The 12,330-nt window shown below is 68.7% G+C and carries 10 protein-coding genes; 2 read left to right on the top strand and 8 right to left on the bottom strand.

All coding sequences use genetic code 11. The features are described from left to right. Positions 1 to 485 precede the first annotated feature (485 nt). From AC31A1_RS34360 to AC31A1_RS34375, 4 genes are read right to left on the bottom strand one after another with little or no spacing between them, the layout of a single operon-like run. Entirely contained in the window at positions 486 to 968 is a 483-nt protein-coding gene (locus tag AC31A1_RS34360) for a hypothetical protein (RefSeq protein ID WP_256905760.1), read from the bottom strand. Next, positions 965 to 3,115: a hypothetical protein gene (locus AC31A1_RS34365; RefSeq protein WP_489657064.1), complete on the bottom strand. Its 2,151-nt coding sequence runs from the start codon at positions 3,113 to 3,115 to the stop codon at positions 965 to 967. The genes AC31A1_RS34360 and AC31A1_RS34365 overlap by 4 nt, the downstream gene beginning before the upstream one ends. Continuing rightward, positions 3,112 to 4,872, bottom strand: a complete 1,761-nt coding sequence (locus AC31A1_RS34370) for a hypothetical protein (protein WP_489657065.1) — start codon at positions 4,870 to 4,872, stop codon at positions 3,112 to 3,114. Before AC31A1_RS34370 ends, AC31A1_RS34365 begins: the two co-directional genes overlap by 4 nt. 56 nt (positions 4,873 to 4,928) lie before the next feature. Next, on the bottom strand, positions 4,929 to 6,326 hold the full coding sequence (locus tag AC31A1_RS34375) for a tyrosine-type recombinase/integrase (RefSeq protein WP_245879144.1): 1,398 nt from the start codon (positions 6,324 to 6,326) through the stop codon (positions 4,929 to 4,931). A gap of 175 nt (positions 6,327 to 6,501) precedes the next feature. On the opposite strand from AC31A1_RS34375, the gene AC31A1_RS34380 reads away from it, so the two are divergent. After that, on the top strand, positions 6,502 to 6,762 hold the full coding sequence (locus AC31A1_RS34380; protein WP_489657066.1) for an NUDIX hydrolase: 261 nt from the start codon (positions 6,502 to 6,504) through the stop codon (positions 6,760 to 6,762). A 57-nt stretch (positions 6,763 to 6,819) separates the two neighbouring features. Here the strand turns inward: AC31A1_RS34380 and AC31A1_RS34385 are convergent, their stop codons facing one another. The 4 genes from AC31A1_RS34385 to AC31A1_RS34400 form a co-directional block, all read right to left on the bottom strand. After that, positions 6,820 to 7,773 (bottom strand): SGNH/GDSL hydrolase family protein, encoded by a 954-nt coding sequence (locus AC31A1_RS34385; RefSeq protein ID WP_489657067.1) that lies wholly within the window; start codon positions 7,771 to 7,773, stop codon positions 6,820 to 6,822. Between the two features lie 169 nt (positions 7,774 to 7,942). Then, entirely contained in the window at positions 7,943 to 10,162 is a 2,220-nt protein-coding gene (locus AC31A1_RS34390) for an MMPL family transporter (protein ID WP_489657068.1), read from the bottom strand. A gap of 165 nt (positions 10,163 to 10,327) precedes the next feature. Continuing rightward, on the bottom strand, positions 10,328 to 10,969 hold the full coding sequence (locus tag AC31A1_RS34395; protein ID WP_328681900.1) for a GTP cyclohydrolase II: 642 nt from the start codon (positions 10,967 to 10,969) through the stop codon (positions 10,328 to 10,330). Between the two features lie 171 nt (positions 10,970 to 11,140). Beyond that, positions 11,141 to 11,656, bottom strand: a complete 516-nt coding sequence (locus AC31A1_RS34400; RefSeq protein WP_489657069.1) for a MarR family winged helix-turn-helix transcriptional regulator — start codon at positions 11,654 to 11,656, stop codon at positions 11,141 to 11,143. Between the two features lie 84 nt (positions 11,657 to 11,740). Here AC31A1_RS34400 and AC31A1_RS34405 point away from each other — a divergent pair. Beyond that, a partial coding sequence (locus tag AC31A1_RS34405) for a RibD family protein (RefSeq protein ID WP_489657070.1) occupies positions 11,741 to 12,330 on the top strand: 590 nt, incomplete at its 3' end.

The raw sequence follows: 12,330 nt of genomic DNA on the forward strand, positions 1-12,330 counted from the left end.
CCCACCGCCCGCGCCCGATGGCTCGCCCTCCTGCTCACCGGACTCACCGCCCGCTGACCGACCGCGGGGGTACGCCGCCGTCGCGGCCACCGCCGGGACGCCCTCTACGACCGCCTCACCTGCCGACAGAAGGCGTACCGGGCCCGCCGACCGGCCGCCGAGCGGGTCCGCGAAGCCGTAACGGCCCCGGCCGCTGCGACGACTCGCGGAACCAGCTCCGGGGCTCTGGCCAGCACGGACGCCTAGGTCAAGGTGGTGGCGACCTCGACGCGCCGCCGTACGACGTCACTCGTCGTCGGCAGCGTCCTTGTCGCGCAGCGGGCGCATACCGCCGGGCAGCTCGGGCAGCTTGAACGAGTACCGGCCCAGCATGTTGATGTGCTGTCGCACGAACGGCGAGAGGCGGCCGACATCCTCGTCGCGGACGTCGCTCCCTCGGGCAAGCCCAGGGACGCCAGCACGGTGGGCTTGGCGGGGCGGGGTTGTCAGGTCGGTCGCAGTGCGCGGACTACTCCGTCGCTGGAATCGGAGAGCTGTGACCTGAGCTTTCCGGCATCCCTTTCCAGTTCTGCATTGCGCAAGGCCAGGATCTGGATCTGGTTGGCGTAGGTCGCCGCGGTGTCCTTCAACTCCCTGACCTCGGCGGCGTGCTCCCGGCGGAGTGCGCGTTCCTGCTTGCGCAGTCGGGCGACCTCGGCCTTGAGCTCGTCGACCTCGGGACGCTTGACCTCGGGGGCAGAGAGGATCTCCTTGATCGCGGCGGCGACCGGCGAGCGGTAGTAGGAAGCTCGTGACACCCCGCCCTCGGCGGCGATGTTCACAGATGTCACGGAGCCGTCGGTGATCGCCGGGCGGCCGTCCATGAGTCGTTCGAAGGCCCGCATGATCTGCCGGTCGATGTCGGTCAGCCTCTCGTGCTCACGGACCAGACGGGCGAAGACGCTCTGGGTGATGCTGCTGGTGGTCACGCGGACACTCCTTTCTCGTCACGGAGTTCGGCGATCAGCTGGGTAAGCGTCGACAGGTGTTCCTCGATGGCGATCCGCTGGAACGCGGGAACGTCGTCGGTGCGGGCGAACTCCTCAGCGGCGAGATCACGGGCCCGGGCCATTCTGGGCAGATGAACGGCCGAGCGGCGCGCGTTCGGGCAGGCCAAGCAGGCGCTGAGCATGGGAAGCGGCCGGCCGATGGGCTTGGCGCGCTTGCCGCAGACGGCGGTCCCGGCGTGGTGGAAGCAGTCGTTGAGGATGCCCGGATGCAGGGTGCGAGTGAGGTGCCGAAGCGCGGCTCTCAGCCGTTCGGGGCTGGCGGCCGTGCCGGGCAGGTCACCCAGCTCGGCCCTGATCCGGTCGAAGTCCGCTGCCACGCGGCCGGCGGCCCCACCGGCGGACCGGCCACCCTCGTTGTGGTCGTGATAGAGGTCCTCGACGTAGTCCAGCAGCACGACCGCCTTCTCCGAAGCGACCTCGTCGGCGAAGCCCGAGGCAGAGGTGCCCGCATAGCCCTCGAAGATCGCGAAGGCGTTGTGCTTGTACTGCCTCGTGCCAGCAACAACGCCGAACGGCTGGTGTGCGATATGCCAGGCCAGCGTGCGCCGGAACTGCCGGGTGTCGAACCACCAGGGCTGAACCGGCCCCGGGCCGGCGTCGTCCCCGGTCTCGTCTGCGGCCTCCTGGCCCAGCTCGGGATCGTCAACTGCCTCGTCATCGGCGTACTCGTCGACGAGGGGCAACGGAATGTAGGGCTCACCCTGGATGCTGAAGAGGTCATTGAGGTGCTGCTGGAAGTTCTTCAGACGCAGCGTCACGTCGCTGAACAGGCCGTAGCCGGCCTTCTCTCCGACCCAGGTTCCGAAGAGGTGGGTGGGATCGTCGTTGATCTGCTTGAGGACCTCGACCGCCTGGTGCACGACGTCCAGGACCACCCACTCGGCTTCGTCGCCCGTAAGCCTGCGGCCTTTGAATACCCGACCCTTGATCTTGTAGCGGGTGCGGCCGTCGGCCCCAGGCTCGGTGAAGGTGCACTCACGGCCGAGCTCCCGCACCTCCACGTCCCTCATTCCGGACAGGTAGGCGATCACGATCCAGCAGGCTGTCCTGAGATGGACCACCTCGCTGGCCAGGGATGCGGCGGACAGTTCGGAGCGCCATGGCAGGCCGCTGTCGGGACATTTCGACATCGGGACGGCAAGGCCGCCCTCCTCCCAGCCCAGCTCCCTGCCAGCGGCCTCGATCTCCCGTCGCAGGTGCAGTACGCGGTGAGCCCGGATCAGCATTGCGGTCATACTTAGATTGGGGGCCTGCACCACCCCGTCGACGACATCCGCGGAACAAGCGCCTCGATATTCCATCGGCAGGGCCGGCATGCCACGACCCAGCGCACGGCGCTCGGCGATGAAAGCGTCCAGCCGCTCACACGTCTGGCCGGGGACGATGTCGCTTTTGGACTGCTCCTCCCGTAGACGCTCCAGTAGCGCTTGTGCAGCCAGGAGGTCCCGGCTGGCGACTTGGACGTAGAACAGGGCGGCAGACAACAGCGGCCGCATGATCTCCTCGGGGATGCGCGGAGTGCTGTTCTCCCGTTGCGTCTTCAGTTTGGCCACCTGCTTGGCACTGCGATGCGGCCAAGGAACGATGGCCAGCCGGTCGCCCGTCAGGAAGGGGCCGTGGCCGGAGAGGTGCTTGAGCAGGTTGACCTTGCTGACGACCGCATGCGGCCCCTGCGCTTCCCAGCGAGTGACCAGCGTCTCCAGATGGCCGGCCTCGGCGTCCTGCAGACGCCGGACGCCGACCGAACGCAGGTCCTGGAAGAGGCTGACGAGCCGGGTGCACTGTTGTGGGGCCGAAGTGGGCTTCATCGGGTGGTGGGTGCGTCCGGTGCGGCGCCGTAGCCGCGAGTAGAGAAACTCCTTCGCGGTCTGCCGATGGAGCCCGGCTTCGAACCGGAGGAAATCGATGCGGCCAGACGCCTCGGTCCGGGGAAAGAAGTCACCCAGATCCCACACGTCGTCGCCGAACCGCGGACCCCGAGAGGCGTGATACCTGCTCAACCGATTGGGCAGGACGTAGTCATCCGGTGCGGGGGCCGGCGCCGCCTTGGACAGTGGGAGGGTCATCGCAGCGTCTCCAGAAATGAGGCGGGCAGCGCCAGACGGGGACCATCGGCCTCCGCAATGGCCTGGGCAGTGGCGATCTGAAGCGCGCTGAAGCGGGCCAGGACGCCCTTGGTAATCCGCTCGTGCGCGACCGCGAAACGGGCCGTCCACTCGGCCGTGGAGAACTCCTCGCGCTGAGCCTCGATGGTCCCGAGGACAGAGAGCACGGCGGGCAGGTGACGTGTCGTGAAGACGGCGTTCGGGCACTCCAGGCAGACCCAGGGCGGAACCGGACACGCTGCGCCCTTCTTGAGGGAGTAAGGCGAGTCGAAGAAGTTCCGGCAGGACGACAACCACACGTCGGTGGCCCCGGACAGGGCGTCCCGAACTGCCTCCGGGGGCACTTCCTGGCTGCCGTCGTCCAGGCGCCCGCCCTCTTCGTCCAGTACCACCGGTGGCCGTTGGTGGACGGCGAGGGCCTCGCTCAGGCCGGCCTCGACCGCCTGGTCGTGGATCTCCTCGTGAGCGCCGATGTCGGCGTAGTGACGCCCTGCGACCTCGCGGGTATGTCCGGCGGCAAAATCCGGCAGCACACCCCCGGACTGCAGATACTGCTTCGACTTGAAGGACTTGCGCAGGCGCCGCAAATCCAGGTTGACCGGCTTCCCACCCCTGTCGTGCATGGCATCGAAGCCGTGCTCGACCAGGAAGCGGCCCCGATCCCACGCACTCAGCAGCACCCGTGCCCCGGACGCAGGGCCCAATGCATTGGTCGCGCAGGAGATGCTCACCCACAGGTCGTCGTATTCACCCAGCTCGCGTGCGCGCTTGGTCAACCGCATGGCCAGCCGTAGGACCCCGCCAGGAGAGCGCAGGTTACCGCCGTCGCGGATGCGCATGCTCTTGTGCGGATCACCGCCCGCACGTCGCTTGTAGTACTGGACACTCACGAAGCCGCGAGCCGCGTTGGTCAGGCAGCCCACCTTGAGATCCTTGATCGCCTCGGGCTCCATCCCCGTCTGGCAGGCCAGCAGAACGTGGAAGGACAACAAGTCCCGCCTCGACAAGTAGAGGTGGCTGTTGACGCCGCGGACGTACCCGTTCGCGGCGACACCCCGGATGTTCCGATAGGCAGCGGTCAGGGGGCCGTGCTCGTTGATGAACCACAGGATGTTCTCAAGCCGCCCCCAACCGTGGATCTCCGGATTCCTACCTGCGGCGGCCAGGCGCTCTCCGGCCAGGATGCGATCGCGGATCCTGGCGACCTCCGCCCGGGCAGCGGTCTCGAACGCCTCGAAGACCGGCACGGGGTAGGCGTCCAGTGGCTTCCCGGTAGCCCGCCTCTCACTCATCGAGTAGGCGATCCGCGAGCGCAGGTCCACATCGAAGCGCCCCGGATGGGCCTGGTTGACCTGCCTCAGCAGCCGCACGATCTGCCACATCGCCACCGAAGCCGATCCGCTGCTCGGGCCGTAGTGGTCCGTCAGCCTCTCCTCATAGGCGTCCACCAGACCGGAGTCCAGATCGTCCAGGTCGATGTCCTCGCCGCGCTCGGGCATCACCGCAACCGCGAAGCGGAGGAAATCACGGACGCGCACCACCAGCGACCGAAAGTTCGAGACCACGCGATTCCCGACCACGGCCTTGGGTGGTGTTACCGCCACGATTGCCTGTCCCAGCGCCCGGGCCAGACGGGGGCAGGGCAGGTCGGACAGGTCGACGTGCTCCTCTGCCTCACCGAACCGGACGCGGAACACCACGGGCCCCAGTACGGGCACGGGGTCAGCCGGTGCAGGAGCGGGAGTTGCCGAGGTGAATCGGGTGCGTCCCCTGCTCATCGACGCACCCCCGCCGGAACCTCGATGCGGTCCAGAACCGCGGACTGTTCATCCCACTCGGCCAGGGCCGACAGCACGATCTCCTGGGCCTCATCGAGCACATCGAGGTAGATGTAGACGGTCTCCTCATGCGCGTGCCCGAGCAGCAGTTGGAGCTTGCGCATCGGATTGCCGATCAGCATCCGCTTGATCTGGGCTGACGTGAAGTGGCGGTCCTCGTTCATGCCCAGCGCCCGGATCGTCTGCCGCAGCAGCAGGCCCAGCATGTGCACGGCGAAGGTGTGCCGCAGCGTATGGGGATGGACGTCGAACTCGATGCCGAAAGTCGCGCACCGCTCGTTCGCCCGCCGGAACGCGGACTGCCAGGTGGCGCTCGACAACGGCTGACCGTTCTCACCCAGCCACAGCCACAGCGGCCCCGATGGCCGGCCCCCGGCGTCCGTGCCCATCAGCCGAAGCCGGTCGGCGTACCCGAGGTCCGAGTACTTCCAGGCCCTGCGCTTGCCGGTCACCACCATCGCCTGCCGGTTCGCCTGACGCACCAGGAACGGGTCCTCCCACCGGTAGGCGCCCTCAGCCAGTTTGCGCTGGACTAGCTCGTCGCGCTCGAAGCCGACATGGTGATGCAGATCGCGCAGGACCTTCCGACGCATGAACACGGTCCGCGGCGTGTGCCGCTTCGTGACGGCAGACGACAAGTGCACGTCTCCGCGCCCCTGGGCCATTGGTGGCAGTTCCGGCAGCACCAGGCTCGCCGCCTCGCGCAGCCGCATCCCCGTGCAGACCAGCAGGTCAGCGAAGAGGCTGTTTCGCTCCCCGTTGCGCCCTCGCCACTTCGGATCACGGCCCCCATCGGGCAGGTAGCCAAGGAGCCCCACATCCCGCCACAACAGGTAGTCCTCATAGGGCAGGAACTTCATCTTGGTGTTTCGGGATCCCGGCTCTGACTCGGCGTTCACCCGCACCTGCTTGGGACCCTGCGGCGTCATCACGGTCTTGTCGACGTAGCGAAACGGCTCCTCCGCCAGCAGACCGGCGTCGAGAGACCACTTCACCCACTTGTCCAACGCAGCCAGCGTGCGCGTCCAGGTGCTGCCCGTGATCCGGTCGTCCGGGTCGTTGGCGTGAAGCCGGGCGTACTTGTAAGCACGCAGGTCTTCGCTGTCGATCTGCCAGATTGACTTCCCTCCGCGAGCCTCGTGGAGGAACCGGCACTGGAGCATGATGTCCGAGGCGTACCCATCAATCCCGTTCTCGGATCTCACTCCCCAGCTCGGCAGGTCCCGGAAGAACCTGTTGAGGTGAAGGTCGTACGAACCGTCAGGGCCGAGATAGAACGGCTGGCGTTCGGTGACGCCGGCACGCTGGAGTACGCCGATGGCGTCGATGTCCAACGTTGGAACCGTCGCCAGCTGACTCTTGGTTCGGTGCAGTGCGGCCACGGCTTCGGGTGCTTCGTGCTGGGGCAAGTCGTCCTCGCGTCTCATGAGACATGCCTTCTGGAGGCATAGCAATCCTGTCGTTGAGACACCAAAAGGTGCAGCCATAAACGAGGAGACCGGCATCGTCGTGGAGGCGGAGTCGCTGAAGGTCGTGCATGTCATCCATGCCGCCCTCGGGGTCGAGGCGCCCAGCGGGTTCCTCACCGTCGTCTTCGCCGCCGACACGTGGACCGGCGAAGCCGAGAACCGCGAACCCCTCAAGCACGCGCAGGTCCGCTGGGCCCAAGTCGACGCCGTGCCACAGGAGTTCGTGAGAGGCAACGGGCAGGCTCTCCGGCAGTACCTCGACGGTGTCGAACCGCAGATGCGTCTGTACGGGTGGGAGTGAGGGGGCAACTCAGGTTGCGGACTCGCGGGTTGACACTCCGGATACTGAACGACCGTTCTACAGCGCCGACTTGATCGTGTGCAGCACCGCGTCCGCCATGCCCCGCTCACCCCGCGCGTTCGGATGCACCGGCGCCGCCGGGCTCTCCGGTACGAGCGGCTCGATCCAGCGGGTGTCCTTCGCCGCGCAGGCGTTGTGGTCGGTGGACGGGGTGTACGTGTCGACGTAGCCGGCCCCCGCCTCCGAAGCCCGTTGCCGCAGCGTCGAGTTGAGCTGCTGCTCCTTCTCGCGGAGGAAGGTCACGTCGCCCGGTGCGAGGGACATCTCCCGGCCGCAGTCGGCGCTGTCGGCCGGCAGGATCGCCGGGTAGGAGACGACGTAGACCCGGGCCTCGGGGGCGCGGCGCCGGACCTCGGTCAGGACCCGGGTGAGGCGTTCGCCCGTCGTGGCGATCTTCTCGCGTATGGCGTCCGAGTCGCCCGTGACGTAGTTCCGTTCGCAGGGCGCGTCCTCGTGGATGTACTTGCCGCTGCCCGTCATCTCGTACAGCGCGCCCATCGCCACGCACCGTTTGATCATCGAGCTGAAGTCGATGTCGTTGCCGCCGATACCCACGGTGACCAGCCGGGTGGCGGACGAAAGTGCCCTGAGTTGGGGGGAGTTGGTTCCGTCGTCCGTCTTCTGCGCTGCCGCGAGGTCGGCGGTTGTGGCGCCGCTGCAGCTCACGTCGCGGAAGTCCCGTCCCTTCAGGCCGAGTTCGGCGGCGACGAGGGCCGGGTAGTTGCCGGCGGAGCGGTCGCAGCCCGCGGGGGTGCCGGTGGGGTCGGTGATGCCGGGGCCGGCCGTGTAGGAGTCGCCGAGGGCCACGTACGGGCCCTTGGACGGGGCCGAGTAGGCGATGCCGCTGTGGCTGTCGTCGTTGCCGTCGCCGTCGTGGGTGACCAGGACGACGGTGAGCAGCGTGCCGCAGGCGAGGAGCCCGGCCACTCCGGCCCGCACTGAGGTTTTCATCGAAGTGCCCTCTCTGGTGGGCGAGTTGGTGACGTGGTGGGGTGTGGACGTCCGCGGGCCCGGCGACGGGCGGGGGGAGTGCCCCGTCGCCGGGCCCGGGACTTGCGCCGGTCCCCGTCCCCACGGGATCCGGCACCGCGAGGCCGCCTCCGCTCTCGGCGGCCCCGGCCTAGGGGACCGGAGTGAGCCGGGCGGTGGGCGTGTCGGCGGTCGGTGCCGGGACCTTGCGGCTCAGGGCCTCGCCCTCGACGTCCGTGCGGGGCAGGATCCGGTCGAGCCAACGGGGCAGGTACCAGGCCTTGTTGCCCAGGAGGGAGAGGACTGCGGGCACGATCGCCATCCGGACCACGAACGCGTCGAACAGGACCGCGATGGCCAGCCCGAAGCCGATCATCTTGATCATCGAGGCACCCGCGCCGATGAAGCCCGAGAACACCGCCATCATGATCAGCGCGGCGGCCACGACCACCCGGGCGCTGTGCCGGAACCCGGAGACGATCGCCTGACCGGGCCCGTCCCCGTGGACGTACGCCTCGCGCATCCGGGAGACCAGGAACACCTCGTAGTCCATGGCCAGTCCGAAGACGATGCCCACCAGGAAGATCGGCATCAGGCTCATGATCGGGCCGGTCTGGTCGACGCCCAACAGCGAGGCCCCGTGGCCCTGTTGGAAGACCGCGACCACCGCGCCGAGCGCCGCGAGCACGGAGAGCAGGAAGCCGAGCGCAGCCTTCAGAGGCACGAGCAGCGAGCGGAAGACCAGGAGCAGGAGAACGATCGCCAGACCCACCACCAGCGCCAGGTACGGGATCAGCGCGTCCTGCACCTTCTGCGCCACGTCGATGTTCAGCGCGGTGGTGCCGGTGACCTCGAAGCTCGCGCCGGATGTGCCGGACTCGATACCGGCCCGCTCGTCGCGGATCGTCTGGACGAGCTGCTTCGTCTTCTCGTCGGTGGGGCTGGTGGCGGGGGTCGCGCTGAACACCGCCGTGTCGCCTGCCGAGTTGAAGCGCGCCGGTGAGACCGAGACCACCCCGTCGGTGGCCGCGATCTCCTTCGCGATCGTCGCTACGGCGCTCTTCGCGTCGTCGGCCTTCTTGGCGTCCACGACGATGGTCAGGGGGCCGTTGAAGCCGGGGCCGAAGCCCTTCGCGAGGTCGTCGTAGGCGCGGCGTTCGGTGGTGGCCGTGGACTTGGCCTCGTCGCCGGGCATGCCGAGCTGGAGGTTGAGGGCCGGGAGGGCCATCGCGCCGAGGCCCACGACGCCGAGCAGCAGGACGGGGATCGGGCGGCGGACGACGATCCGGGCCCAACGGCTGCCCCCGTTCTCGCCGTTGGCCTTGCTCCGCCCGGCCTTGGCCTTGCCCTTCCGTTCGCGGCGCGACAGGACGGCGTTCGGCCAGAAGCCGAGGACGGCCGGGACCAGGGTGAGGGAGATCAGGACCGACAGGAGGACCGCGCCCGCCGCCGCCAGGCCCATCTTCGTCAGCATCGGGATGCCGACCACCGACAGACCGGCCAGGGCGATGACAACGGTCAGGCCGGCGAACACCACTGCCGAACCCGCCGTACCGGCCGCGAGTCCCGCCGCTTCGCGCGGCGCGTGGCCCTTCTCGCGTTCCTCCCGGTAGCGGGAGACGACGAACAGCGCGTAGTCGATGCCGCAGGCGAGGCCGAGCATCGTGGCCAGTGTGCCGGTGGTCTCGGAGAGGCCGAAGGCGCTGCCCAGGGCGAGGACCGCGGACATGCTGATGCCGACGCCGAGGATCGCGGTAAGGAGGGGCAGGCCGGCCGCGGCCAGCGAACCGAAGGTGATGAGCAGGACCACGGCCGCTATCGCGATGCCGATCGCCTCGGCGCTGCCGCCCGCCGCGGGCTGGGTGGCGAGGGCGTCGCCGCCGACCTCGACGGTCAGGCCCGCCTTCTGGGCCGTGTCGATGGCCCGTTCCAGGTGGGTCTTGGCGGCGTCGGTGAGATCGTCGGCCTTCACCTTGAAGGTGACGGTGGAGTACGCCGTGGACGCGTCCTCGCTCACCGCCTTCGCGGCGAACGGGTCGACGGCGGAGGCGACTTGGGAACCGTCGGCCGCCTCCGTGACCAGCTTCTCGATCGCCGCCTTGTTCTCGGTCGCGGTGACCTTCTCGCCGTTCGGGGCGACGAAGACGATCCGGGCGTTCGCGCCGTCCGCCGCCGTACCGGGGAAGCGCTGCTCCAGCAGGTCGAAGGCGCGCTGCGACTCGATGCCGGGCATCGTGAAACCGTCGTCCGGGGCGGCGGGGGCCTTGGCGGCGGCGAATCCGACGGCGCCGAGGACCGCCACCCACAACAGGGTGACGAACCAGCGCCACCGGAAGGCCACACGGCCCAAGCGATAAAGGAGAGTAGCCATGGCTGGGGAAGGCCTCCACGTCGGCGGTAGGTCGAGATCCGATCGACAGCGTGATCGTGGTCTCAAGCCTTCCGGCGGCGGCCCTGCGGCACGAGGGAGTGCCCTCCCGAATGGATGGTGTAGCCCGCTACACCATCGCCGCGCGGCTCAGCCCCTGTTCGACCCTCAGCCCGCGTTCAGCTCGGTCAACTGGCCCAGCGGCAGCGTGTGGTGGGTCTGGAGGACCTTCGCGCGTAGATACCGGACGTTGTGCGGGGTGGTGAACACACCGGTCGGCACGCGGTCGTGCACGTCGATGCCGAGACCGCGCAACTGGTCGGCCTTGTCGGGGTTGTTGGAGAGCAGGTCCAGGGATGTGATCCCGAGGGCGGTGAGCATCTGCGCGGCGGCCGTGTAGTCACGGGCGTCCTCGGGCAGGCCCAGCGCGGTGTTCGCGGCGTACGTGTCGAGGCCCTGGTCCTGGAGGGCGTACGCGTCGAGCTTGTTGTAGAGGCCGATGCCGCGGCCCTCCTGGCGCAGGTAGAGCAGGACACCGCCGCGCTCGGCGATGCGCTCGACGGCCTCGCGCAGCTGGGGTCCGCAGTCGCAGCGGGCGGAGCCGAAGACGTCGCCGGTGAGGCACTCGGAGTGCAGCCGGACCAGCGGGGTGGTGCCGGGGGCGGGGTCGCCGAGGACGACCGCCACGTGTTCCTGGCCGTCGGTCAGGCCGTGGAAGGTGACGAGTTCGGCGTCGACGCCGTAGCCGTCCTGGAAGCGCAGCGGTACCCGGACGCGGGCACGCGGGGTGGCGGCGGGGAAGTCGGGCATGCGGGTCTCCGTGGTCCGGCGGCGGGTACGCGGATGTGCGTCAGTGAGGTGCTTCAGTTTTGAAGCACATCCACGATGACGGACCCTACCTCATGCTTGAAATTTGAAGCAACAGAATTGTGGGACGGGTCACGGGTCGCAGTTCACGAGTCACGGGTCATGGTTCACGGGTCACGTGCACGGCGAGGACGAACGCCGGCGCCAGGGAACGTCCTCCCGGGTGACCTCGCCCCCGTCGCCTTCCAGCGCCCGCGCGATCCCGGCGCTGATCTCCTCCATCTGCCGCACCTGCTCCGGGGTGAGGTGATCGAAGATCGCGGCCCGTACGGTCTCGACATGCCCAGGCGCCGTACGCTCCAGCACGGCCATCCCGTCGTCGGTGAGCACGGCCGTGCTGCCCCGCTTGTCCGACGGACACCCTTCCCGCCGCACCAGCCCGTCCTTCTCCAGCCGGGTCACGGCGTACGTCAGCCGGCTCCGGGTGATCTTCGACTTCTCGGCGAGGTCGGTCATCCGCAGCCGCCGGTCCGGCACCTCGGAGAGGTTGGCGAGGATGGAGTAGTACAGGTGGGGCATGCCGGCCTCCTGCTGGAGCTGCCGGTCGATCGCGTCCTCCAGGAGGTGCGTCGCGGCGATGTACGCGCGCCAGGCGCGCTGCTCCTCGGCGGTGAGCCAGCGAGTCGTCATGCCCCCAGTGTAGTTTTGTTTCAAACTTGAACCAAGCCCCGCCGTTCCACCGAGCCCCGCCCGCCTCCGACAGAGAGCGCGTCGATGCCTTTCCCCTACGTCCTGCTGTCCGCCGCCGTCTCCCTCGACGGCTACCTCGACGACACCGGCCCCGACCGGCTGCTCCTCTCCAGCCCGGCCGACTTCGACCGCGTCGACGAGGTCCGGGCATCGGTCGACGCGATCCTCATCGGCGCCGGCACGATCCGCGCGGACAACCCCCGCCTCCTGGTCAACTCCCCTGACCGCAGGGCGAGTCGAGTCGCCGCAGGCAAGCCGGAATACCCCCTCAAGGTCACGGTCACCGCCTCCGGAGACCTGGACCCGAAGGCCAACTTCTGGCACACGGGCGGCGAAAAGCTCGTCTGTACGACGACCAAGGGCGCGGAGCGAGCACGCGAGCTGGGCCTGGCGGCGGACATCGTGGCCCTCGGCCCGGACCTCGACTGGCGCGCCCTTCTCGAACACCTGCACTCGGTAAGGGGAGTTGACCGCCTGATGGTCGAGGGCGGCGGCACGATCCACACCCAACTCCTCCAACAGGGCCTGGCCGACGAACTCCACCTGGTCCTGTCCCCCCTCTTCGTGGGCGACGACAAGGCCCCCCGCCTCTTCGGCCCGGGCAAGTACCAGCC

Source organism: Streptomyces sp. P5F9 (assembly GCF_057961495.1).